We start from the raw sequence: 24,330 nt of genomic DNA, 5'->3' as shown, positions 1-24,330 counted from the left end.
CGTGGCCGGCACATTGCACTGCCCCGGCCACGCCATCGGCAATGACATGTGCTCACGAGGCGCCGTCAGCACAAGTACATAACCGCACCTGAAACAGCACATGCGCATTGACCGACGCTTCCGGCTGGTTGCCGCCTTCATCTTCGTGACCACGCTGGGTCTGGCGGGCTACCTGCTGCTGCTGGAATGGCGGACCTACAACGATGCGCAGGAGACCGGGCCGATGCTGAACCTGTTCCGCGCGGTGCTGGTCGCGGCCGAGAAGGCCTCGGCGGAGCGCGGCCCGTCCAACGCCGTGCTGGGCAGCGACACGCCCGCGCCGGAGAACAAGCTGCACGACCTCGAACGCGCGCGCGCCGAGACGGACAGCGCCATGATGGCAGCCATCGCGGGCCTCGAGGCTTCTCAGTGCGACCATTGCTCGGCCAGCGCCAGGCAGATGCGGCAGACGCACGCGCAACTGCGCGCCGCGCGCGCGCACGTCGACCGGCTGGTGCAACTGCCGCGCCCGGGGCGCTCCACCGACCGGCTGTGCACGGTGCTGAGCACCATGTTCACGGCCACCACCGACATCATGCAGATCTCCGACGAGGTCATGTTCGACCTGATCCGCGCCGAGCCGCTGACCGCCGAGCATGCCGGCATCGCGCGCCTGACCGCCGAGCTGCGCGAGCAGGCCGGCCGCGCCGGCTCCGTGTTCACCCCGGCGCTCACCGCGCGCCGGGCGCTGTCGGTCGACGAGCAGCGCGCGCTGTGGACGGAGACCGGCAGGATCCGCGCGCTGGGCGAGCTGGTGATGATGCGCACGCGCGACGACAAGGCCGCGCGCCGCGAATCGCTGCTGGCCATGCATGAAATGGGCTCGAGCTATTTCACCGATGGCCTGGCCTATCTCAACGAGATCGCCACGCTGCCGCCGCACGACCTGCGCTACCCGACCACCGCGGATTTCGCCGAGCGCTACGTGCCCACCATGAGCGCCATCATCCGCGTGCGCAATGCCGAGCTCGCCTCGGCCGAGCACATCATCCAGGCGCAGGACGCCATCGCCGGCAGTCGGCTGCGCGTGCTGTGCGGCGTCATCGGCATCGCGCTGCTGGCGCTGGCCGTCATCATCGTGCTGTTCGCGTACCGCGTGATCCGCCCGCTGTCGGGCGCGACCGACGCCATCCGGCGCATCGCCGGCGGCGACTACAAGGTGTCGCTGCCGTCGGCGCGGCGCAGCACCCAGATCGGCGCGCTGCTGCATTCGGTGCAGGTGCTGCGGCGCGCGGCCATCGCCAAGGACGAGCTGGAGGCCGACCGCGACCTGCTGATCCGGCAGTTGCAGGAAGCCGCCGCGCAGGAGCGCGCGCAGGCCGAGGCGCTGATGCAGGCGAGGGATGCCGCCGAGGCCGCGCTGCACGCCAAGGACAGCTTCCTGGCCATGATGAGCCACGAGATCCGCACGCCGATGCATGGCATGCTGGGCCTGCTGGAAATGCTGATCGACACCGGGCTGGACGAGCACCAGCGCCACCTCGCGCAGGTGGCCAACAGCTCGGGCGAGGCGCTGCTGCAGATCCTCAACGACATCCTCGACTACGCCAAGATCGGCGCCGGCAAGATGAAGATCGTCGAGGCCGAGACCGATATGCGCGAACTGGTCGAAGGCGCGGTGTTCCTGCTGTCCGGCAATGCCTACGAGAAGGGCCTGCGGATGAACATCTGCATCGACTCCGGCATCGCGGCGCGCTACCTCGCGGACACCGCGCGCATCCGCCAGATCCTGCTCAACCTGATCTCCAACGCCATCAAGTTCACCATGCAGGGCAGCATCAGCGTGAGCGCCACGCTGGTGGAGAGCGCCGGCGCGCACGAGACCATCGAGATCACCGTGAGCGACACCGGCATCGGCATTCCGGCCGAGTCGCTGCGCCGGCTGTTCGAGCCGTTCGAGCAGATCGACGGCCATTCCACGCGGCGCTTCAGCGGCACCGGCCTCGGGCTGACGATCTGCCGGCAACTGGCCGAACTGATGGGCGGCCAGCTCGAGATCAGCAGCAACGAGGGCAACGGCACCTCGGTGACGCTGCGGCTCGCCCTGAAGGTCGATTGCGGGCGCCATGCGTTCCCGCAACTGGCCGGCCGCGACATCGCCATCGACGTGAGCGACGCGGCCGCGGTGATGGCGCTCAAGCACTATGCCAGCGCGGCCGGCATGCGGCCGCTGCTGACGGGCGAGGCGGGCGCGCACGGCAAGCCGGATGGCCACGACGCGCCGCTGCGCATCGTGGCCGCCCGCGGCGCCCGCGCGCGCGCCGGCGACATCCTGCTGGCCCACCAGGGCAGCCAGCCGGCCGACGCGCCGGACGGCGGCCCGGTGGTGCTGCACGACAACCCCATCGCGTGGAGCGCCTTCGTCGCCGCGTGCCAGGAAGCGCTGCTGCGCGGCAAGGGCGGCAACGCGGTCGCCGCGGCGCCACCGGACAACGGGCCGGCGCCGTCGGACAAGAAGACCGCGCGCATCGTGGTGGCCGAGGACCATCGCGTCAACCAGTTGCTGCTCAAGATCCAGTTGCGGCAGCTCGGCTACGACAACGTGGTGATCTGCGACGACGGCGAAGGCGCCTGGAAGGCGCTGCACGCCGAGCCGGCGGACCTGCTCATCACCGACCTCTACATGCCCGGCATGGACGGCTTCGACCTCGCCCGGCAGGTGCGCGCCACCGAAGGCGGCAGGCACACGCCGATCATCGCGGTGTCCGCGTCCACGCTGGCCGAGGAGGAACACCGCAGCCGCGCCGCCGGCATCGACATCTTCCTCGGCAAGCCGGCCTCGATGCAGGAGCTGAAGCAGGCGATCCGGCGCGCGCTCGCGCTGCACTGAGGCGACGCGCGCGCGTCATCGCCATCATCGCGCCGCCGCCCTTGCCTGCCCCGCCGCCCTGCCCGTCCCTCCCTCCTATTCGGCCACCGCGCCCGAGAAGCGCGCCGGCATGATCCAGCGCTCCAGGCAGGCGCGCAGGACATGCAGTTGCGCGGGCTTGAACAGGCATTCGTCCATGCCGGCGTCCAGGCAGCGCTGCATTTCCTCCGCCTCGGTGCTGGCGGTGATGGCGACGATGGGCAGGTGGCGCCGCCCCTCCGCGTCGTCGCCAGCTTCGGCCGCTTCCTGCGCGCGCACCCGCCCCGCCAGCTCGTAGCCGTTCATGACCGGCATGTGGCAGTCGGTGATCAGCAGGGCGTAGCTGGTCCTGCCGAGCGCGGCCAGCGCCTCGCCGCCGTCGCCGACCGCGTCGCTGGCGTAGCCGAGCACCTTGAGCTGGCGCTGCAGCAGGATGCGGTTGGTGGGATGGTCCTCGGCGATCAGGATCAGCCGCCCCTGCGCCAGCGCCAGCTCGCGCGACACCGCGGGCACCTGCGCCGGCGCGGCGGCGGGCTCCGCGCCGCGCGCCGCCTGGCTGCCGACGGCGGCCAGCGAGGCCGCGCGCAGCGCGCGCCACGTCAGCGGATTGGCGCTCAGGCGCACGTCCGAGCGCGTGAGCCGGTAGCCGGCCAGCTTGGGCTTGTCGGTGATGCGGATGGCGCCGGACGCGGGCGCCTCCGTGCCGTCGTCCAGGAACAGCAGGTCGAAGCCCGGCTCGCCGGCGCCGTCCGCGCGCGCCGGCTGCCGCTGCTCCACGGTCTGCGCGCCGGCGGCGCGCAGCAGGTGCGCGATGCCGCGCGAGACCTGCGCATCGGCCACGCGGATCGCGGCGCGGCGCCCGGCCAGCGGGCGGACCGTGTAGGCCATGTCCCTGACCGGCAGCGCGAGCCGGACTTCGGCCTGCGTGCCCGCGCCCGGCGCGCTGGCCAGCGTGATCTCGCCGTGCATCAGCACCAACAGCCGGCGGCAGATCGACAGGCCCAGGCCGGTGCCGCCGAAACGCCGCGTGGTCGACGAGTCCGCCTGCATGAAGGGCTCGAACAGCCGCGCCTGCTTGTCCAGCTCGATGCCGACGCCGGTGTCGCTGATGCGGAACACCACGGTCTGCCTGCCGTCGCGCTCGCCGGCCGCCTCCACGGCAAGCGTGACGGTGCCGTGCTCGGTGAACTTGATGGCGTTGCTGAGCAGGTTGAAGAGGATCTGGCGCAGGCGCACGCTGTCGCCCAGCACCACCGCCGCCACGTCGTCGCTGACGTCCAGCCGCATCAGCAGGCCCTTGTCGTGCGCGCGCGTGGCAAGCAGGCCGAGGGCGTTGTCGCACAGCTCGCGCAGGTCCAGCGGCAGCCATTCGATGTCGATGCGGCCGGCCTCGATCTTGGAGTAGTCGAGGATGTCGTCGAGGATCTGCAGCAGCGCGCCGGCGGAGTCCTCGATCATGCCGACCGTGGAGGCCTGCTCGCGGCTCAGCTCGGTATGGCCGAGCAGTTCGACCAGCCCGAGCACGCCACTCATGGGCGTGCGGATCTCGTGGCTCATCATGGCCAGGAAATTGTCCTTGGCGCGCGAGGCGGCCTCGGCGATGTCGCGCGCGCTCGCCAGCGCGGCAGCGCGCTCGTGCTCCTCGGTGGTGTCGGTCCAGTAGCCGTTCCACAGCGTGGTGCCGTCGTCCTCGCGGCGCGGCACGGCGTGCAGCCGGGCCCACTGGAAGCCGCCGCGGCCGCGCAGGCGGACCTCGTGGTTGACCGCCTGCAACGCCGCGCCGGCGCGCGTGACCGCCGCGCGCAGCGGCTCGGCGTCGTCCGGATGGACGCAGGCGCGCACGCGCGCGCTGTCGGCCATCATGTCCTCGGCATCGAGCCCGAACAGTTCCTGCGTGTTGCCGCTGACCCAGACGAAGGCGAAATGCCCGTCGCGCGCCTGGCGCATCTGGAACACCGTGGCCGGCAGATGGCGCGTGACGTCGGTCAGCCGCGCCTCGGCCTCGCGCGCCTTGAGCTCGGCGCGGCGGATCTCCGAGACCTCCACCGCCGAGAAGATGACGCCGCCCGCCTCGGACTCGTTCGGGGCGAACGGCTGCAGCCAGCACAGGAAGTGCCGCGCGTGCCCGGACGCGGCCTGGAAATCGAGCGCGATATGGTGCATCTCGCCGGCCTGCATGGCGTCGCGGATCGCCTGGTCCAGCGTGGCGCTGATGTCGGCGCCCCACACCGCGGCCTCGTTCTGCAGGCGGCCGACGAGGCGCTCGCGCGTCACGTCCAGCAACGACAGGAAGGCCGCGTTGATCGCCAGGTAGCGCCCGTCCTTGTCCATGACCGCGATCGGCAGCGGCACGGCGTCGATCAGCGTCGACTGGAAGCGCTGCTGCACCGAGACCTTGCGCTCCACCGCGCGCCGGCCGGCCGCCTCCTTGCGCAGCAGGTACTGCGAGCGCAGCAGGACGGCGACGATGCACAGCAGCGCCGCGATCGGCAGCCCGGCGCGCTCCAGGATCTGCCGCCACGACGGCTCGAGCACGTAGCTGGCCGCCATGTAGCGCTTCTGGATGTCGAGCCGGCGCTGGTCCTGCAGCGCCGACAGCGCGCGGTTGACCAGCGGCAGCAGCCGCTCCGACAGTGCCGGCGACACCGCGAAGCCGATGTCCAGCAGGCGCTCGCCCGAGCCGATCACGCGCAGCTTGCCGGCGAAGCTGCGCTGCAGCTCGACGTCCGCCGAGGCAAGGTCGTCGACGTAGACGTCGGCGTCGCCGTCCGCCACGCTTTGCAGCGCGGCGTGCACGCTGGGCGCGGTGGACAGCAGCGCGCCCGGCACCCCGCGCCTGACCACCCCGCCGGCGCCGCCGGCCGCGGTGACAACCACGCGCAGGCCGGCGAGTTCCCGCAGATGCCCGACCGCGGGCGCCGACTGCCGCCCGACGATCACCACCGGGAACGCGGCGTAGGGCCGCGAGACCGGCAGCCGCCGCAGGCCGGGGTCGTTCGGGGCCGCCACCGCCATCAGGTCGAGCGCGCCGTCGTGCATGGCGTCCACGGTCTTGCCGAAGTTGCCGGACGGCACGCGCTGGAAGCGCAGGCCGAGCGCCTCGCCGAGATAGCTCAGGTAATCGAGCGCGATGCCGCTCGGGCGGCCGCTGTCGTCGAGATAGCTGTAGGGCGGCAGGCCCACGTCGAAGCCCACGCGCAGCGGCGGCAGCGCGTTGAGGAAGGCGCTTTCCTCGGGCGTGAGGAAGAACTGGTCGGCGTCGTCCTGCTGCACCAGGCGCGCGTTGATCCATTTCGCCAGCAGCATGAGGCGGCGCTCGCGCGGCACGCGCGCGAGCCCTTCGTCCACCCGGTCGCGCAGCGCGGTGGCCGCGGGCGGGAAGGCGAAGTGCACGGCGCTGCCCGGTTCGCGATAGGCGTTCACCACCGAGAGCGCGTCGAACTCGCGGCGGGCCAGCGCGTATTCCGCCACCGGCTGCACCGCCGAGTAGAAGTCCGCCTTGCCCGCCACCACCGCGCGCAGGCCGTCGGTGACGTCGCCCACCGGCACCAGCGTGGCGCCGGGATACCGCGCGCGCACCACGCTTTCCATGTAGAACCCCGGCTCGGCCGCGAAGCGGACGCCTTTCGAGCCCGGCGACAGCACGCCGGCCACGTGGTCGGCGGTGCGCCCCACCACCACGGTGTCGCCCTCGAAATACGGCGCGGAATAGAGCAGGCAGCGCGTGCGCGCATCCGTCTTCGCCATGCTGATCAGGAGGTCGATCTCGCCGGCGCAGGTGGCGGCGATCAGCGCCGGGATGTCGGGATAGGCGTGCTCGACCAGCTCGAGCGCCGGGTTGCCGAGCGCCTCGCGCAGCAGGTCGACGCCGTATCCGCTCGGCTGCGCGCCGCGCGCGAACAGGAAAGGCGGCAGGCCCTGCCTGACCGTGCCGATGCGGATGACGGCCGGCACCGGCCCGGGCGCCGCGGCCGGACCGGTCGCGCCAGCGGCCGCAGCCGCCGCGCCGAACGCCGGGCCGGCGCAGCACGCCAGCAAGACAAGATGAACCAGCCACCGCCGCCAGGCCTCGCCCGAGGTCCAGGTTTTTTCCATGAGTCGGTTGTCCTATGTCGCCGCGGCGCGTTGCGCTCCCGCGTGGCCGCCCGCTCCGTGCGCCGGGAGCCGCATGGCCGATGGCTTTGCATGATAGCGCCTCCGCCGCGCCGATGGCCGGGCTTCCCGGCACGGTACGAAGCCGCGCCGGCGCGCCGCGCGGACGCCGTTTGCGGCGGCGGCGGCGCCCGCGATCTGATCTTGCGCAAGGCGCGGGGAGAAAACCGAAGTATTCCGACTTGTTTGCGGAAATTTCCGGGCTCGGTACGAAGGCATTGACGCTACCTTGTACCTCGGCCGCCGGGCGTCATCGCGCATGCGACGCCGCGCGCGGGCCGACAGACTCAGAGGTTGTCTTATATGAAAGTCGCACTACTGGATGCCAACCCGGCAAGCTCGCAGCCGGTCGCCGAGCTGGTGACAGGCGCCGGATTTCCCTGCCACTGCTATGAAGAACGGGCCGCGCTGATCCGCGACCTGCGCGACCACGTCTTCGACATGATCCTGGTCGCCGGCGAGCTGCCGGACGGCAACGGCACCGAGGTCGTCAGGATGATCCGCTGCACCTTCGCCTTCCAGACGCCGGTGATCGTGGTCTCGCCCGGCGCCAGCCACCACGAGATCATGGAGACGTTCGCGGCGGGCGCCGACGACTACTGCTGCGCGTTGCGCCCGGCCGAGCTGCTGGCCCGCATGGTGTCGCACTACCGCCGCCACCACAGCGCGCAGCCCTCCCGCCAGCGCCTGATCCACCTCGGCGACTACGTGCTGAACATCGACCGGTACAGCGCCACGCTGCGCGGCAAGGACATCCGCCTGACGCCCAAGGAATTCGGCCTGGCGTGGCTGCTGTTCTCCTCGCCTTCGCAGGTGCTGCCGCGCAACCACATCGAGACGATGGTGTGGGGCCACGTGCTGCCCGCCATGTCGCGCGCGCTGGCGGCGCTGATCGCGCGCCTGCGCCGGGTGCTGGAACTGCGTTCCGCCAACGGCATCACCATCGCGTCGATCCACGCCCTGGGCTATCGCCTCGACGTCCAGGAGGCGGCTCCGGCCGGATGGCATCCGGCCGGGCGCGGCGCGCCCGGCGACGTGCCGGCGCGCATGCCGCCGCCGACGCCGGCGCCCGGGGAATACGCGCTGCCCGCCGGGCTCGGCGCGCCCGGGTAGCTGGCGCAGCGGCGCCGACAACCGGCGCGGGCGCGCGCCGGACAGAGTTTCTTAACCAAGGGAATCAGCGAGGAAATCAGGAAATGAAGAAGACAATCGTTGCGGCGGCGGCCGCGGTCCTGGCAAGCGGCGCGTGGGCGCAAAGCGCCGTCACGCTGTACGGGGTGGCCGATGCCGGCCTGGAGTTCGTCAACCGGCAGAACGGCAACGGCGACAAGGTCTACCGCCTGCAGTCCGGCAGCGCGCTGACCGGCTCGCGCTGGGGCCTGCGCGGCGCGGAAGACCTGGGCAGCGGGCTGAAGGGCATCTTCGTGCTGGAAAGCGGCTTCGACCTCGACGACGGCAGGGCCGGCGACCGCCTGTTCGGCCGGCAGGCCTACGTCGGGCTGGAGACCCCGCAGGGCACCGTCACGCTGGGCCGCCAGCAGACGCCGATGTACGACTTCGCGCTGCAGTACGACCCGATGGCCGCCGTCAGCAGCTATTCCATCTACGGCATGGACAGCGACTTCGGCTCGCGCGCCGACAACGCCATCAAGTACCGCGGCCAGTCCGGCGGACTGACCGTGTCGGGCCTCTACAGCTTCGGCTACGACGGCCAGGGCGGCACGAATGGCGAAGTCCCCGGCCACTGGAAGGTAGGCCGCGAGTATGCCTTCGGCCTCAACTATGCCGTGGGCCCGCTGGCCGCGGGCGCGGTCTTCGACCAGAAGAACGGCGACACCATCGCCTCGCGCAACCGCCACGACCAGCGCGCCACCATCGCCGCCAGCTACGCCTTCGGCCCGGCCAAGGTCTTCGCCGGCTACCGCTGGCAGCACCTCGGCTTCACCTCGGCGCTGGGCAACGGCACGGCTCACCTGGGCTGGGCCGGGGCCAGCTACCGGCTCACGCCCGCGGTTTCGTTCAGTGGCGCGGTGTACTACCAGGACAACCGCGGCACCAGCGCGGACCCGTGGCTGCTCTCCGCCGGGGGCAACTACGCCTTGTCCAAGCGCACCGACCTGTACCTGAACATGGCCTACGCGCTGAACAAGACCGACCGCTCGCGCGGTTTCATGTCGGACACCAGCGCCAACGGCAACGGCCAGGTCTCGCCGGGCGACAACCAGTTCGGCGCCAGCTTCGGCATGCGGCACCGCTTCTGACGGCACGGCCCCGGCCTGACGGATTGGCCGGGTTGCCGCGGACGCCCCGGTGCGATGCCACGGCATGCACCGGGGCGTCCGGCTTTCGGCGGTCCGGCGGCGGTATCGGCGCCGGCACGCGCAATGCGCGCAACATGCGCCAGCCATCACAGCGGCGGCGCGCGGCATGTGCGCCGGCATGTGCGCCTTGTCGCACCGCCCCTCCGCACCGCCCCCCTTGCGCCCCCTATCGCTCCGCCAGGCAGTCGTTCATGTGCTCGATGGCCGGCTCGAACAGCGCCAGCAGGGCCAGCACGCCGTCGGCGTCGCGCCGGCGCGCGGCCGCTTCCAGGCGCGCGCAGAGCGACACCACCGCGCGGGACTCGAGGATGCGCGCCGAGCCCTTGAAGCGATGCGCCAGCGAGGCGGCCTCGTCCCAGCGGGACGCGACGCAGGCATCGCGCAGCAGCACGAGGTCGTCGCGGTTGGTGTCGACCAGGCTTCTCACCAGCTCCGCGATCATGTCGGGGTCGCCATCGGACAGCGTCTCGATGGCCGGCCAGAATGCGGCCTCCTCCTCGGCGCTGATCGGCATGAGCCGATGCCGCACCAGTTGCCGCACGAGTTCGTGCTCGCGCACGGGTTCCGCCAGCGTGCCGCCGAAGCGCGGGTCGGCCGGCCCCGCCGACACCGCCAGCCACAGGGTCGGCCCGGCGCCATCCGGGTCCGGCGCCACGCCGGCCGGCAGCGCGCCGTCGGCGGGCAGCCGCACCACCACCAGCCGCCACCCCTCGCCCAGCGGGCCAGGCGAGGACAGCGCATGCGAGGTCGCCTGGAAACCCAGGCCCTCCATCAGGGTGGCGAGGCCGCTGTCTTCCGCCCAGTCCGTCGTGTCGCCGATTAGCAATGCGCGATGCATGATCCGTAGTCCTTGAAGCTGCGTCGATGAAATTCCGGCACCGTCACGGCACCACATGACAGCGCCGTGCGAAGTCTACCAACTCCACCAGCGTCGCGACACGCAGCTTGGCCATGATGTGGATCTTGTGGCTGCTCACGGTCTTGTTGCTGATGAACTGCAGCTTGCCGATGGCGGCATTCGACAGCCCCCGCGCCAGCAGTTGCAGGATGACGATCTCCTTGTCGGTCAGCTGCTTGAGCCGGTCGTTGTCGTCGCGCAGGTCGGGCGGCACGGCCTCGGCGTCGCCCACTTCCGGCGGGAACAGTGTGTAGCCGGCCATCACGGCATCGACGCAACGCATGATCTCGTCCACGTCCTGCAGCTTGCTGACGAACCCCTTGGCGCCGAGCTGCATGGCGCGCGGCGCGAACGTCAGCGAATCCTGGCCGGACAGCACCAGGATGCGCACGTGCGGATGCATCGCCCGCAGGCGCGGGATGACCTCCAGGCCGTTCACCTTGGGAATATCGAGGTCGAGAATCACCAGGTCGGCCGGGTACTCCTTCGCGATGTCCAGCGCGGACTGACCATTGTTGGCCTCCAGCACCCGGCTCACGCCCAGCACCTGCGAAAGCCGCGTGCGAATGACCATGCGCATCGCTGGATGATCGTCAACTATCAACACCGTTGTCATTGCGCAGTCTCCGTTCAGAAAAATTTGCGCTATCTGCCGCAGAAGCACGCGGAATGCGTGATCCTTGTCTTCCGATTCTGCGATAAAGCGCCTGAGGCAAGTATGGGAAACCCCTGCTTTCGCTGCGGAAAGATCGCCATATGGCATGCGGCATGTCGCGTCCGCACGGACGGCGCAGCGCTGCGCCGCAGCGGCGGCCGGAAAGCGCCGCATGCCGGCACGGCACCTTCGCCCTGGCCCGGCAGAATCCTCCCGCCTCTGTTCGGGAAATGTCCGAGCCCGGCTGCAAGGCCGCTGCGACATACTTCATCCCTCGACTTTTCACGGCCGCGGGGCGGCCCCATCGCGGCGGTCCCGCCGGACGCCAGACGGCCACCAGGGACGCGCGCACGCGCGGCATGCCCCGGGCCTTTCGAAACGACCGCCAAGGAGCCAGATGAAGAAAAGCAAATCTGCAGGGCCGGGAAACCACGGCGACCCGCTGCGCGCGACCCGCGGCAGCATCTCCGACCTGCGCATGGTGGTGACGCTGCGCCCCGACCAGGAAATGACCATCGACAGCCTGGCCGACGCCCTGCGCCACAACGGCGAGTGGCTGGCGCGCGCCAGCATCTGCCTGGCCGCGTTGCGCGAGGCGGGCGCCGTGCCCGTGCGCGCGGTGATCTCGGACGTAAGAAAAGGGGCCGTCGCGCTCGATTTCTACGTCAACGACGACATCGCGCACTGCGCGCGCCTGACGCGCTCGGTCCACGCCGTGCTGGCCAGGGAATTCAACCGCGTGCTGCCGCCATCACTGCTGATCGCGGTGCGGCCCCTGCTGGACGCCGCGCCGGAGCGGCGCCGCGCGCGCAGCCGGCCGGACGAGCTCGCCGCCTCCGCGGTCATGCTGGCCGAATCCGCCTCGGAGGCGAACCGGCGCATGTCGGCCATCTGCGCCTACCTGGCCGCCTTCCACGAGGCCAGGCAGGTCGGCGAGATTGCGTGTCCCGAGCAGCAGAACCTGCTGGCCGACCACCACGAAGCGGTGGACTGGCGCCTGCGCCTGCACCAGTCGGAGCAGGCGCGCTCGCTGGCCGAGTCGCTGGCCTTCCTCCAGCGCACCTACAACGAGGCCGCGTTCGACCTCGACACGCCGTTCCGCGAATACCAGGCCCTGCTGCAGCGGGAAGTGATGCTGGCCTTCCGCGAGGACCTCGCCTCGTTCTCCGCCGGGCAGCGCGCGTAGCGGCGGCGCGATTGCCGGGTGGCGCCTTTGCATGAGGGCGCCGGCATACGCAGCGCCGGCATTTGTTTCGTTATCGGCACGAATATGAAATCATTGAGTTAGGAATTTCCCTCAATGACTAGGATAAATCCTATATTTCTAGTGCTTCCCGCAGCGCAATATTTTATTCACACGCATTGCGCATGCGACTTGCCAAATTTCTGCAATGGCTAGCTGAAATCGCTCTCCCCTTTTCCCCCGCCAGCATCCGCCCCGCCCGGGCGGATTTTTTTTGAGATTTCCGTCCTTCCCATGACCGCATGGATGGCCTCCTATCCTGTCTCCTGGCGCCGTACGCGCTTTCTCTTGGTTCCGACTTCCGCCGAAATCACCGCCCCGAAGGCAACGATCTGTCCCAACACAAACCCATCCCATATTTAGTACTTGTACTACGTTTAAAGTCAAAATCTCGTTCTGGTCAGATAGTTCGGAACATTGACTTATCCGAAAATTCATTCAGAGCACCGCAGCAGTACTACCTCTGTACCAAGCGGGGCTTTAACGGGTAGTTCCGGATCTTCCACTTTTCCCATTTCTTGTCATGAAAAATACCCTTCTTGCTTCTGCCATCGCCGCCGCAGCAGCAGCGGCTGCATTCGCCCCAGTCGCCAACGCCTACGACGGCACGATCGAAATCACCGGCAACATCGTCGCCACCACGTGCCAGATCAATGGCAGCAACGGCCCCACCGACGTGACGGTGCCGCTGCCCCCGGTATCGGCCAACGCGCTGTCGACCCAGGGCGCCACCGCCGGCCGCACGCCGTTCTCGATCACGCTCTCCGGCTGCCAGGGGGGTTCGGCCACCAAGGTTTCCACCAGCTTCGAAGCCGGCCCGACGGTCAACAGCACCGGCCGCCTGACCGTGGACGCAGGCGGCGCCAGCGGCGTCGAAATCCGCCTGCTGAATGCCACCCAGGGCGTGATCAACGCGGGCACCGCGCTGACCGGCCAGAACTCGCCGGCCGTGAACATCGTTGGCAATGGCGCCACGCTGAACTACTTCGCCGAATACTTCGCGACCGGCACCGGCACCGTCACGTCCGGTGCCGCGAACTCGCGTGTCCGGTACTCGCTGGTCTACGAGTGATCGACAGCCGGCCGGCGTTGCGCGGAAGACGGTCCGGCGCATGACCCCGCCGCCGCAAGGCGAGGCCTTTCAAGCCGTCTCGGCAATGCCGAGACGGCTTCTGAGGAAACGTGTTGCCCAAGTAAGCCAATCAATCGGTAGCAAAGATGAAACCCTCCATTTTTCTCGGGCCTCTCATGGCGGCGGCCTTCACCGTGGCGGGCGGGCTGGCCACCCCGGCGCAGGCGAGCGTGGTCATCACCGGCACCCGCGTCATCTTTCCGGCGCAGGAGCGCGAGGTCACGGTCAGGCTCACCAACGACGGCAAGATCCCGGCGCTGGTGCAGAGCTGGATCGACACGGGCGACGCCGACGCCTCGCCCGACCAGATCGACGTGCCGTTCGTGCTGACGCCGGCGATGTTCCGGCTCGAGCCCGGCAAGGGCCAGACGCTGCGCGTGATCTACAGCAAGGAGCCCCTGCCTCAGGACAAGGAATCGCTGTTCTGGCTCAACGTGCTCGAAGTGCCGCCAAAGCCCGAGCTCGGTGAAAACACCAACCGCCTGCAACTGGCCTTCCGCACGCGCATCAAGATGATGTTCCGCCCGGCCGCGCTGGCCGGCAGCGCCGACGACGCGCCGGCGAAGGTCACATGGGAGCTCGTGCGCGGCGAAGGCGGCAAGGGATACGCGCTGAAGGCGACCAACCCGAGCCCGTATGTGGTGAACCTCGGCAGCATCTCGCTCCTGGCCGACGGCCGGGACCTCAACGCCGGCAAGGGCTACGTCCTGCCCGGCGGCTCGCGGACGTTCGCGGTCGAAGGCCTTGCGGCGCCGCCGGCCTCGGCCGTGTCCGTCAACTACAGCGCCATCAACGACTGGGGCGGCGCCGTGCAGGGCAAGCAGCCGTCCGCGGTCAGGCTGGCGCAGTAGGCGCGGGCGGGCGGGGCTGGCAACCATGCCAGTCCCGCCGGGACCGCGCGGACCGTTCCCGCTTTCCAGACAGATCCAGTCCGTATCCGCCGCGTGCAGCCAGGGCTTTCGTGAACAGCCCGCACCGGCAGGCGGCGGCCAGGTCCCGGAGGACCCTGGCAAGCCCCGCTCGGCCGTGCATCCGGTCATGCCGGATGCCAACGGCTTTATCAAGGAGCAAGTAGTCATGACCCCCGCCCGCGATGGCGCCTTTCATTTCCGCCTCAAGCCATTGTGCGCGCTGGTGCTGTCGAGCCTGGCCGCGTGGCAGTCCGAGGCACTGGCCGAGGCGGGCGCGCCCGCGGCGAGGCAGGTCGCGCAGGTCGAGTTCGACAGCGGGTTCCTGGTGAAAGGCAACGCCCGGCACGTGGATCTGTCGCGCTTCGAGCACGGCAACGTCGTGCTGCCTGGCGTCTACAGCCTCGACATCTACGTCAACGGCAGCCGCGTGAGCCGCGCCGACGTGCCGTTCAGGCTCCTCGGCGACGGCGACCGCGACGCGCAGGCCTGCTTCGACGGCAAACTGCTGCAAGGCATCGGCATCGATTTCCGCAAGCTGTCGCCCGAAACGGCGTCGCGGCTCGCGGTCGCGGGCGCGTGCCTGCCGCTTGCCGAGGTGGTGCCCGACGCCAGCGTGAGCCTGGACTTCGGCGACCAGCGCCTGGACATCGGCGTGCCGCAGGTTTCGCTGAGCCGCAGCGCGCGCGGCTACGTGAGCCCCGACCTGCTCGACTCCGGCGTGACGACCGGCATGCTCGGCTACAACCTCAACGTCTACAGTTTCAAGAGCCGCGGCGCCAGCATGCAGACGCAGGGCTACCTCGGCCTGAACGCGGGCTTCAACGCGGGCAACTGGCATTTCCGCCACAACGGCTCCTACAACTGGGACGCGAACGGGCGCAGCGTCTACCAGAACGTCGCCACCTATGCCCAGCGCGACCTGACGAAGCTGGCTTCGCAACTGACCATCGGCGAAGCCTACACCAGCGGCGAACTGTTCGACTCGACCGCTTTCCGCGGCGTGCGCATCGCCACCGACGACCGCATGCTGCCCGATTCGCTGCGCGGCTACGCGCCGACGGTGCGCGGCGTCGCCAACAGCAATGCCCGGGTGACGATCCGCCAGAACGGCATGACGATCTACGAGACCACGGTCGCGCCCGGCGCGTTCGAGATCGACGATCTCTACGCCACCGGCTACGGCGGCGACCTGAACGTCGCCATCACCGAGGCGGATGGCTCGGTGCGCTCGTTCTCGGTGCCGTATGCCGCCGTGCCACTGTCGCTGCGGCCCGGCGTCAACCGCTACAGCGTCGTGGCCGGCACGGTGCGCGACCCGTTGAGCTCGCGCAACCCGCTGTTCGCCCAGGCCACCTGGCAGCGCGGCATCAGCAACCTGCTGACCGGCTACGGCGGCGTGACGCTGGCGCAGGGCTACGGCTCGGCGATGCTGGGCGGGGCCTTCAACACGCCGTTCGGCGCGCTCGGCGCGGACGTGACGCAGGCGCTCACCTCGCTGCCCGGCCAGGGCCGCTTCAGCGGCACGAGCACGCGCATCAGCTATTCCAAGCTGGTGCCGAAGACCCGCACCGACGTGGCGATCGCCGCCTACCGCTACTCCACGGGCGGCTACTTCGGCCTCAACGAGGCCATGCTCGCGCGCACGCGCGCGGAGAGCGGCCAGAGCATCGACAGCGTCTGGCGCCAGCGCAACCGCGCCTCGGTCACGCTCGGCCAGCAGCTCGGCGAGCGCGGCGGGCGGCTCAACCTGACCGCGTCGACCGCCAACTACTGGAACCGCAGCGGCTCGGACATCAATTATTCGGTCGGCTACGCCAACACCTACAGGAACATCGCCTTCGGCGTGTCGGCCATGCGCCAGCGCAGCGTGGACGGCCGCATGAGCACGATGTACTACGCCAACATCACGATCCCGCTGGGCAAGCAGCGCCCGCTGACCGTGACGGGCAGCGTCTCGCACGACAGCCGCGGCAGCACACAGGCGCAGACCACCGTGTCGGGCTCGGCCGGCGCCGACAGCAACTTCTCGTATGGCCTGAGCGTGAACCACAGCTCGGGCGCCGGGCAATCCAGCACCGACGGCAGCGCCAACGTGCTGTACCGCAGCGCGTATGCGGATTTCAGCGGCAGCATGGGCGCCGGCGCCGATCGCCAGCAGGCCTCGCTCGGCGTGCGCGGCGCGGCGGTCCTGCACCGCGGCGGCATCACGCTGTCGCAGCCGCTGTCCGACACCTTCGCGATCGTCGAGGCGCCCGCCGCCGCGGGCGCGCGCGTGGCCAATGCGCCCGGCGTGCGCATCGACAGCCGCGGCTACGCGGTGGTGCCGTACCTGACGCCGTACAGCATGAACACGGTGGCGCTCGACCCGAAGGGACTGTCCACCGACGTGGAACTGCGCGAGACCAGCCAGCAGGTCGCGCCGCGCGCCGGCGCGGTGCCGATGCTCAGGTTCGAGACCATTTCGGGGCGCTCGGCGCTGATCCGGGCGCTGCGCGACGGCAATGCGGCGCTGCCGTTCGGGGCGTCGGTGCGCGACGAGACCGGCCAGGAGGTCGGCGTGGTCGGCCAGGCCGGCAAGATCTTCGCGCGCGGGCTCCGGGACAAGGGCGTGCTGAAGGTCTCGTGGGGCAGCGGCGATGCGTCGGCCTGCCGCATCGACTACACGCTGCCGGAGCGCAAGAAGACGGACAAGGGCAGCAGCTATCAGCAGATCAAGGCCGGCTGCGCGTCCATCGCCACGGCGGCGGCCACCGTGACCACCGGCGCGCCGGTGGTACGCCGATGAGCGCGCCGTGCGCGGCGCGTGCCTCCTGGCTGGTCATATCGAAACCTGGGCAAGGACATCATGAAAAGACTCTTCTTCTGGCTGGCGTTGCTGATTTCCACACTGACGGCGGTCGATGCGATGGCCGACTGCAATGTGATTCCGTCAACGGATCACAAGCCGTTCCGCTACAGGCTGAGCAACTTCAACCCGCCGGCCTTCAATCCGAACGTGGCGGACGGCACCCTGCTCTACTCGGGGACGCACGACTTCATCCCGGAAAACAGCGGACCGACCGGTTGGACCTGCGATCTCCGACTGGTCAATTACGGCGGCCGGGGAAGCCTGGGACCCCACGACACCTTGTCCACACCGCTCAAGGGTATCGGCTTGCGGATGCGCTATGCCTTCGACCCCAGATGGTGGCCGTACTCTGAATCAAGCGCGGCCGTCGGCCTCAGTGAAGGCTACACCGTGCAGTTGGTCGTCGAGCTCGTCAAGGTCGGCCCGATCACCGCGGGTGGCACGCTGAACGGCGTGGTTGCGGCAAAATGGATTCATGACGGCACGGTGAAGGCAGCCGAATACCTGATCGACAATGCCCCCATCAGGCCGCTCGTGCCCACCTGCTCACTGCAAAACAACCATATCCCGGTGTCGCTGGACAAGGTCGACATCAGTCGTTTCAAGGGCATCGGTTCGGCTTCGGACGACCAGCCATTCCACGTCAGGCTATCCTGCGCCGGCGGCAGTGCCGGGACCGAGACCAACATCCATGCGACGCTGACCGACGCGAACGATCTGGCCAACCGCGGAGATACGCTCAAGCTGTCGCCGGGATCGACGGCGAAAGGCGTGGGCATCCAGATACGCAAGGACGGCACCGTGCTCAAGTACGGCGCCGATTCCCGCGACCCGGCCAATCCGAACCAGTGGCCCGCCGGCCTGGCGGCGAACGGCCCGTTCGACATTGCCCTGACCGCACGCTACATACAGACCGAGGCCGAGGTCGGGGCGGGCACGGCAAACGGCCGGGCCACCATCACGATGAGCTATCAATGATGGCCACGCGGCACGGGCATTTGCCGTCGTATTGAAAGACGAATCCGGCTGCTCCGGCCGCCCGGACACGGCGCCCGGAGCCACGTTCCCGGCCCCACGGATTCGGCATCGCCCCGGCATCTTTTTCCTCCGGTGCCCGCCCCCTCGCACGGCGGACCTCTTCTCCCCCGGCTCCCCGGCTTGTGCCGGCGCACGTTTGCCGGTCCCGGTCATCCACCCGGCCCCGTCATCGAACTTGTCCGAAATCGGTTCTTGCGCAAAGCGCGCATAGCCATCGATTTCATACTCACCCTATATGGACGCCATAAATATCGTTCATGTCAGATAGAAAGGGAAACGTCATTGACCGAAACTCTGTGCTTGAGCCTGCCCTTGGCAACACGGCAGCCCTCCCCGTCGACAGGCGCTCTGGCCCGCTTCCGGACAGGCCTGGAACGCATGTCGCCGCCGTTGCCCGCGCGCGTTTGCGCCGGCATCGCCCGCGCAGGCAGCGCGCGCGGCCGGACCACTCATACCAAGAACGATCGATGAACCCTATGAAGCCACCACCCCTGACCGGCCTGCCCGCGCCGCCATTGCCGGCGCAGGGCCCATCCACGGAAACCGCGCCCTCGCCATGCGCCGCCGCCATGCCGGGCTGGACATCCATTCCATCTCACCACTGAGACACCGGCAATGCGTGAAGACTCCAGCTTTCCGCCGGAAGGACCTGCCGTGAAAACGCAACAACCCTTGACTGTGTATCGCGTGCTGCTCGAATTCTCCGACCTGAGCAAGGTGAATCAGCAGGTCTTCATCGAACTGATGAACGACTTCCTGATGATCTCGCCGCAGCGGCGCCGCGAATTCATCGAGCAATGGCGCGTGGCGCTGGACCGCCACGCCACAGCCGACACCGAACACAGCAATTGAATTGAGGATGGCGTCTCCCGCTGCGGCGGCGAGCCGCGCCATCCGGGACGCAAAGCAGCAGCCGGCCGGCAGCCAGGCTGCGCAGCACAGCCTGGCCAGCAAGAGAGCAACAAGAACATTCCTAAGCCAGCCGCCGCCAGAGCCGCGTCTCGCCCATCGATGAAACAATTTCTTGGACTCTTCCTTGATTGTTTCTCCTTTTAACCTTCGCACGGGGATGACCGCCGCCCCCGGAGGGAGCTTGCCAACGGTTTAGGGGAAATTCCCGTTAAACTCGTACAGTCATTTAGGATTTGTCAGACGGCTGCTCCCTCGGTCATCATGCGTCCGCCCTCGCGCCCGAAGTCAAACCCGCCATCATTGCCACGTTCCGCGCCGTGGCAGCCGGGGTCAAGGAGTGAAAACATGCAAGAATTTTCCATCAGAGTGATCGTCGCGGACGACCATCCGGCGGTGGCCCTGGGAATCAGTTATGAACTGCAGAAGATCGATGCCGCCAAGCTGGTGGCAACCGTGAGCAACTCGACCGAACTGATCGCCACGCTGGACGCGCATCCGTGCGACGTGCTCGTGACCGACTACGTCATGCCCGGCGGCAAGTACGGCGACGGCCTCGCGCTGGTGTCTTTCCTGCGGCGCCGCTACCCGGCGCTGCGGCTGGTGATCTTCACCATGATCGACAACCCCGGCGTCATCCGGGCCATCCTGCAGCAGGGCGTGAACTGCATCCTGAGCAAGTCCGACGCCATGTCCCACCTGCTCGCCGCGGTCCATGCGGCCCATGTGGAAGGCAAGTATTTCTCGCCCTCCATCAAGGAAATGCTGGAGGACGACCAGCCGGCCACGCAGTCGCGCCCGCTGACCCCGCGCGAAGCCGAGGTCGTGCGCCGCTTCGGCTCGGGGCAGACCATCAACGAGATCGCCGCCCAGTTGCATCGCAGCAAGCAGACGGTCAGCTCGCAGAAATCCAGCGCCATGCGCAAGCTCGGCATCAAGCGCGACGCCGACCTGATCCGCTACGCCACCGACGGCAACCTCGCCGCGTCGGAGAACTCGCTGGCGGGATAAGCGGCCGCGCCGCAACACCGCCCTCATGGGAAGGTAAACGTGAATTCCGCCGAGCCGCCGGCATACCCGGCCTTCATCTCGGCAACCGTGCCGGTGCGGAGGTATTGCGCCTGCAGCTGGATCGTCGCCGTATCGCTCGAGCGCGTCATCACGTACTTCGTGGCCACGTTCGGATTGTCGAAGGCGATGCGCGCACCGCTCGACCTGTTCGTCATGATGATGCCGAAGCCCTCGGCCAGGCTCTGCCCGCCGGGCGCGTAGAGCTGCAGGATGGTCTTGTCGGTGGTCGGCTTGTTGGACTTGTCGCGGAAGCTGATCGTGGGCTTGGCGTTTGCCGTGCAATTGTTCAGCGTGATGGCGAACGGTACCGGCGTCGAGGTGCTGTTGGCGTTCGGGAAATCCCTCACCGAAAAGGTACCCAGGTTGACCGGAATGATCTGGTTGGCCACCACGTCGCACTTGTTCGGAATCGGCGGCGGCGGGCCGCCGCCGAGGTTGACGATGCCCGTGCTGTCGTAGACACGCTCCAGACTGCAGGTGCCCGAAGTCGCCTGGCTGAGGTCGACGATGGTGCCAAGCGCCGGCGCCGCCGCGGTCAGGAAATCCCGGGCATAAAGCTTCACCTCCCGGTTATCCGCGATCCTGGTCACCTGGAGCGCACCCGGCGGCAGCAGATTCGCGGGCTTGGTCAGCACCAGGTATTGCCTGTAGCCGGAGAGACGCCCGGAGCTTCCAGAGCCCACCGCGTCATTTATCATCAACGCAAGTTTGTCGGCGGCCAACGCCGTCGGATACGAACTGAAGGGCAGCGGTGTCTCGCCAGCCCCCGATACCGTCATCCATTTGAGACCGATGCCGTCGATATTGGTCGGCGCAATGCTGTCCGATCCGATCGGTCCCACCGACCAGTGCCCGGCAATGACGAGCGTGTGGGGTACGGTAGCCGGCTTGTAGGCAAATTCGGTATGCAAGCTGAAGTTCCGCGCCATCAGGGGGGTGCCGACCGGCGTGCTGCTGGTCAGCGGATTGACGATCGTCCATGGCTGCACCATGTCGTCGGAGAGCCGCGTAAGGCAACCGGTTGTCACGGCGTCCACCCATGCCGCCCGCACGTCCGCGCTGGCCACGCCCAATGCAACCCCGAGTGCCAGCAGCGGCACGGCAGCGAGCCAGCGCGGTGACGGGGCGCGCCCGGCGCCCGGCAATTCGTTCCTGTTCATGCCATTCTCCATGGCCTCCTTACTGCGAGGCAATTTCAGGGGCCGGCGCGCCCGTCCGGCCTGCACCAGGCGGACAGGCGGCCGGCCAGCCTCGGCGCCTTACTCGATGGTGCCGAAGTTGCGGCCCGCCAGCGGCACCAGCGCGGCGTCACCGGAGACGGCGTTGTAGCTCATCCGGCCATAGTTCACGCCGACCAGCCCACCGCCGTTCTGGCCGTAGTAGGCCGTGGCGTTGACCTTGCCGCTCGCCTGCGAATACTCGACCACGCCGTTGTTCACGCCGACCAGCCCGCCCAGCGATGCATAACTGCCGCCCTTGACCGAGCCCGAGGCCGAGGCGCCGAGGATGCGGCCGTTGTTCTGGCCGACCAGGCCGCCTACCATGCTGTAGTTTTGGCCTGTGACGCTGCCGCTGGCCACGCCGGAAATCGCCATGGCGGTCGGGTCGAGGCTCGTGTTGTTGGTGCCGACCAGCCCGCCGACGTAGCTGTTGCTGCCGCTAGAGACATTGCCGCGGGCTTCCACCCCCTGCAAGTCGCCGGCGTTGTAGCCGACCAGGCCACCGACGTGGCTGTTGCTGCCGGACCAGACATTGCCAGTCGCCAGCGCGCCGACGATGGCACCACCATTGCTGCTGCCAACCAGCCCGCCCACGCGGGCGCCGCTGCCGCCGTAGACCTCGCCGGCGGCCTCGGCATTCAGGATGGTGCCACCGTCATGCGTGCCAACCAGCCCGCCCACGCTGACGCCGCTGCGGTTCTCGACGACGCCGCTGGCCCGGACATCGGTCAGGTTGCCCGCCTGATTCCAGCCCACCAGGCCACCCACCGTGGCCGCGCCGGAACCGGTCACCCTGCCGCTGGCGTAGGAGCCGGTAATCGAGCCGCCCTCATTGCGGCCGACCAGGCCACCGAGATAACCGCCGGTGGCGTTGACGGAGCCAGTGGCGAAGAAGCTGCTCGCGATGGTGCCGCCACGGTTGTAGCCGACCAGCCCGCCGTAATTGGCTCCGCCCGCGTAGTTGGTGATAGTGCCCAGGCTCGAGGAGTCGGCGATGAAACCAGCGGCACTGCCGCCCGTGCCGTCGCCGTTGTTGATCCCGACCAGTCCGCCCACGCTGCCGGACAGGTTGTGCGACATGCGGTTCATCAGGCTGACGTTGGTCTGGCTGTTGATCACGCGGCCGAAGTTCTCGCCGACCAGACCGCCGACGGCCTGGCTGTAGTCGTTGCCCGACACGGTGCCTGCCACCTTGGCGGTGTCGATGGTGCCGAAATTCATCCCGACCAGGCCGCCCGTCGTGGCGCCGCTGCTGCCGTAGACGTTGCCGTCCACCTTCACGCCGGTGACGTTGACGTTGTTGATCTGGCCGAAGTTCACGCCCGCCAGTCCGCCCACCAGCGCAATCCCGCCCGCGGGCCAGCCGGAGGGGCCGACGGCCGTAAGCGAAGCCAGGTTCAGGTTGCTGATGCGGCCGGACGAGATGCCGAACAGGCCGACATACGGCCCCGTGCCGCTCACCCTGATGTCGCTCAGCGTATGGCCCAGGCCCTCGAAGATGCCGGAGAAGACCTGGCTGGAACCGATCGGGGTCATGTAGGCACCGCGAAAATCGGTGCCGACCACGTAATAACCGCCCAGGTTGTTGTTGACGTTCTGCAACTGGGAGAAATTCTGGATCACGTCATAGAAGTAGCCGTTCGACTTGAACGAGGCACCGGTGCCGGACAGCGTCACCACGGCGCCGTTGTTCAGCTTCAGGGCATTGCCCGCGCCATAGTTGATCTCCATGCCGGAGCCCGCGCCGGTGGCCGTCAGCGCAACGCCGTTGATGTTGACGTCGCCGGCCGCGGTCAGCGCCAGCTTGTTGCCGCTGCTCCAGACCACGGGCGCGTTGACCGAGAGATTGCCAGTATTGCTGACCAGCTCGACATTGGTGGTGCCCAGGCTGCGTGCCAGCGTGTCGGCCGTTACGGTGCTGCCGCCTGCGCTGCCCGTCTGCCTGACGCTGGCCTCGGCCGTGCCGATGCGCCAGGTGCCGGTCTGGCCATAGCTGGCCTGGGTACTGACCTGCGTACCCACCAGCACCTGCACGTCGGCGCCCTTGGTCTCGACGACGCCGCCGTTGCCCGGGCCGGACAGCGCGCTGGCGTTGAGGCTGCCGGCCACGCGCACGGTGCCGGCGTCGCCGCCGTCCAGCGTGATCCTGCCGGCGTAGCCGGCCAGGGTCTTGGCCTCGACGACGCCCGTGTTGTTGACCACCGCCTGCTGCAGGCTGCCGGCCGCCTGCGCCGTCATCAGTACCTGCCCGCCATTGGCGCGCAGCACGCCGCCGTTCTGCGCCACCGCGCTCAGCGCGGCGCCGTTGACCTGCAGGTTGAGCAGGCCGCTGCCATCGAAGCTGACGGTGAAGTCGTTGCCGGCGCCCAGCGCCACGCGGCCCAGCAGGGCCTGGATCGTGCCGGTGTTGTTGACGTTCGTGCCCAGCAGCGCCACGCTGCCGCCCGGCGCGGCATTGATCGTGCCGTAGTTCCATACCTGCGCGCCGGTGCTGCCCGCGAAGCGGTAATTGCCGTTGAGGAAGTCGGCGTCGCTGATGCCTTGCGCCGAGGCCACCAGCCCGCCGACGTTGACCTGGGCGGTCCGGCCGAACAGCATGCCGTTGGGATTGACCAGGAACACGCGGCCATTGGCATCCAGCGCGCCATCGATGTTGCTGGTAGCCGCCGTGACCACGCGGTTCAACACCACCGAGGTATTGGCGGGCTGGTTGAAGGCGACGCGTTCGGCCGCGCCGATGTTGAATTCGTTCCAGTTGACGATCAGCTTGTCGGACTGCTGATTGACCGTCATGTTCCTGCCGCCGTTGTAGACCTGCACGTCGCCGCTGCCGGACACGATCGACTGCCCGGTCGGCAACGCATGCGCCGTGGCCAGCGCCCCCAGCCCGAGCACCACGGCGGCCGCCGCGATGGCGCGCTTTGCGCTGCCCGGCTTGCCGTGGCGGCGCGTTCCTTCGCTGGCGACGTTCCAGCAACCCTGAGATTGGTTCCAGACCAATGCGTAGTTCTTGTTCATGACTTCTTCCTTGTTTGTCAGACACTG

General features: G+C 68.7%; 15 protein-coding genes. 10 read left to right on the top strand and 5 right to left on the bottom strand.

Going from position 1 to position 24,330, the window contains the following annotated elements; genetic code table 11:
• The first annotated feature begins 100 nt into the window (after positions 1-100).
• The gene (locus ACWTPI_RS21260; RefSeq protein WP_052165871.1) at positions 101-2,869 is read left to right on the top strand and encodes an ATP-binding protein; all 2,769 of its coding nucleotides are present in this window, start codon (positions 101-103) and stop codon (positions 2,867-2,869) included.
• 75 nt (positions 2,870-2,944) lie between these two features.
• Here the strand turns inward: ACWTPI_RS21260 and ACWTPI_RS21255 are convergent, their stop codons facing one another.
• Positions 2,945-6,982, bottom strand: a complete 4,038-nt coding sequence (locus ACWTPI_RS21255) for an ATP-binding protein (protein ID WP_454732634.1) — start codon at positions 6,980-6,982, stop codon at positions 2,945-2,947.
• A 360-nt stretch (positions 6,983-7,342) separates the two neighbouring features.
• Here ACWTPI_RS21255 and ACWTPI_RS21250 point away from each other — a divergent pair, with 360 nt between their 5' ends.
• Complete coding sequence (locus tag ACWTPI_RS21250) at positions 7,343-8,152, top strand: response regulator transcription factor (protein WP_020202780.1); 810 nt, start codon at positions 7,343-7,345, stop codon at positions 8,150-8,152.
• Between the two features lie 83 nt (positions 8,153-8,235).
• Complete coding sequence (locus ACWTPI_RS21245; protein ID WP_454732633.1) at positions 8,236-9,300, top strand: porin; 1,065 nt, start codon at positions 8,236-8,238, stop codon at positions 9,298-9,300.
• 226 nt (positions 9,301-9,526) lie between these two features.
• On the opposite strand, the gene ACWTPI_RS21240 is transcribed toward ACWTPI_RS21245, so the two are convergent.
• On the bottom strand, positions 9,527-10,198 hold the full coding sequence (locus ACWTPI_RS21240) for an Hpt domain-containing protein (RefSeq protein WP_454732632.1): 672 nt from the start codon (positions 10,196-10,198) through the stop codon (positions 9,527-9,529).
• 43 nt (positions 10,199-10,241) lie between these two features.
• Positions 10,242-10,874 carry a response regulator transcription factor gene (locus ACWTPI_RS21235; RefSeq protein ID WP_029043558.1) on the bottom strand — a complete coding sequence of 211 codons (633 nt, stop codon included), beginning with the start codon at positions 10,872-10,874 and terminating at the stop codon, positions 10,242-10,244.
• 436 nt (positions 10,875-11,310) lie between these two features.
• Between ACWTPI_RS21235 and ACWTPI_RS21230 the strand changes: the two genes are divergently transcribed.
• The 7 genes from ACWTPI_RS21230 to ACWTPI_RS21200 all read left to right on the top strand — a co-directional run bounded on the left by ACWTPI_RS21230 (position 11,311) and on the right by ACWTPI_RS21200 (position 20,005).
• Positions 11,311-12,099 (top strand): hypothetical protein, encoded by a 789-nt coding sequence (locus ACWTPI_RS21230; protein WP_020202776.1) that lies wholly within the window; start codon positions 11,311-11,313, stop codon positions 12,097-12,099.
• A 580-nt stretch (positions 12,100-12,679) separates the two neighbouring features.
• A complete protein-coding gene (locus ACWTPI_RS21225) occupies positions 12,680-13,228 on the top strand; it encodes a fimbrial protein (protein ID WP_020202775.1) in 549 nt (182 codons plus the stop codon).
• Positions 13,229-13,374: 146 nt separating this feature from the next.
• Positions 13,375-14,139 carry a fimbrial biogenesis chaperone gene (locus ACWTPI_RS21220; protein ID WP_231401598.1) on the top strand — a complete coding sequence of 255 codons (765 nt, stop codon included), beginning with the start codon at positions 13,375-13,377 and terminating at the stop codon, positions 14,137-14,139.
• A gap of 226 nt (positions 14,140-14,365) precedes the next feature.
• A complete protein-coding gene (locus tag ACWTPI_RS21215) occupies positions 14,366-16,984 on the top strand; it encodes a fimbria/pilus outer membrane usher protein (protein WP_454732631.1) in 2,619 nt (872 codons plus the stop codon).
• A gap of 60 nt (positions 16,985-17,044) precedes the next feature.
• Positions 17,045-18,025: a fimbrial protein gene (locus tag ACWTPI_RS21210; RefSeq protein ID WP_454732630.1), complete on the top strand. Its 981-nt coding sequence runs from the start codon at positions 17,045-17,047 to the stop codon at positions 18,023-18,025.
• Positions 18,026-18,739: 714 nt separating this feature from the next.
• The gene (locus tag ACWTPI_RS21205; protein ID WP_029043556.1) at positions 18,740-18,937 is read left to right on the top strand and encodes a hypothetical protein; all 198 of its coding nucleotides are present in this window, start codon (positions 18,740-18,742) and stop codon (positions 18,935-18,937) included.
• 405 nt (positions 18,938-19,342) lie between these two features.
• A complete protein-coding gene (locus tag ACWTPI_RS21200; protein WP_020202770.1) occupies positions 19,343-20,005 on the top strand; it encodes a response regulator in 663 nt (220 codons plus the stop codon).
• 23 nt (positions 20,006-20,028) lie between these two features.
• Here ACWTPI_RS21200 and ACWTPI_RS21195 read toward each other — a convergent pair whose 3' ends face one another.
• Together ACWTPI_RS21195 and ACWTPI_RS21190 are read right to left on the bottom strand one after the other, a co-directional pair.
• Positions 20,029-21,225 carry a fimbrial protein gene (locus ACWTPI_RS21195; RefSeq protein WP_454732629.1) on the bottom strand — a complete coding sequence of 399 codons (1,197 nt, stop codon included), beginning with the start codon at positions 21,223-21,225 and terminating at the stop codon, positions 20,029-20,031.
• Positions 21,226-21,324: 99 nt separating this feature from the next.
• A complete protein-coding gene (locus ACWTPI_RS21190) occupies positions 21,325-24,303 on the bottom strand; it encodes a two-partner secretion domain-containing protein (protein WP_454732628.1) in 2,979 nt (992 codons plus the stop codon).
• Positions 24,304-24,330: the final 27 nt, after the last annotated feature.

It is taken from the genome of Cupriavidus ulmosensis, assembly GCF_977008105.1.
Note: the sequence above shows the minus strand (reverse complement) of the source record. Positions and strands in the feature narration are given on the sequence as shown.

Excerpts from the sequence above, each read along its gene's own strand:
- ACWTPI_RS21260 (WP_052165871.1), top strand. The coding sequence starts at position 101 with ATGCGCATTGACCGACGCTTCCGGCTGGTTGCCGCCTTCATCTTCGTG.
- ACWTPI_RS21255 (WP_454732634.1), bottom strand. The coding sequence starts at position 6,982 with ATGGAAAAAACCTGGACCTCGGGCGAGGCCTGGCGGCGGTGGCTGGTT.
- ACWTPI_RS21250 (WP_020202780.1), top strand. The coding sequence starts at position 7,343 with ATGAAAGTCGCACTACTGGATGCCAACCCGGCAAGCTCGCAGCCGGTC.
- ACWTPI_RS21245 (WP_454732633.1), top strand. The coding sequence starts at position 8,236 with ATGAAGAAGACAATCGTTGCGGCGGCGGCCGCGGTCCTGGCAAGCGGC.
- ACWTPI_RS21240 (WP_454732632.1), bottom strand. The coding sequence starts at position 10,198 with ATGCATCGCGCATTGCTAATCGGCGACACGACGGACTGGGCGGAAGAC.
- ACWTPI_RS21235 (WP_029043558.1), bottom strand. The coding sequence starts at position 10,874 with ATGACAACGGTGTTGATAGTTGACGATCATCCAGCGATGCGCATGGTC.
- ACWTPI_RS21230 (WP_020202776.1), top strand. The coding sequence starts at position 11,311 with ATGAAGAAAAGCAAATCTGCAGGGCCGGGAAACCACGGCGACCCGCTG.
- ACWTPI_RS21225 (WP_020202775.1), top strand. The coding sequence starts at position 12,680 with ATGAAAAATACCCTTCTTGCTTCTGCCATCGCCGCCGCAGCAGCAGCG.
- ACWTPI_RS21220 (WP_231401598.1), top strand. The coding sequence starts at position 13,375 with ATGAAACCCTCCATTTTTCTCGGGCCTCTCATGGCGGCGGCCTTCACC.
- ACWTPI_RS21215 (WP_454732631.1), top strand. The coding sequence starts at position 14,366 with ATGACCCCCGCCCGCGATGGCGCCTTTCATTTCCGCCTCAAGCCATTG.
- ACWTPI_RS21210 (WP_454732630.1), top strand. The coding sequence starts at position 17,045 with ATGAAAAGACTCTTCTTCTGGCTGGCGTTGCTGATTTCCACACTGACG.
- ACWTPI_RS21200 (WP_020202770.1), top strand. The coding sequence starts at position 19,343 with ATGCAAGAATTTTCCATCAGAGTGATCGTCGCGGACGACCATCCGGCG.
- ACWTPI_RS21195 (WP_454732629.1), bottom strand. The coding sequence starts at position 21,225 with ATGAACAGGAACGAATTGCCGGGCGCCGGGCGCGCCCCGTCACCGCGC.
- ACWTPI_RS21190 (WP_454732628.1), bottom strand. The coding sequence starts at position 24,303 with ATGAACAAGAACTACGCATTGGTCTGGAACCAATCTCAGGGTTGCTGG.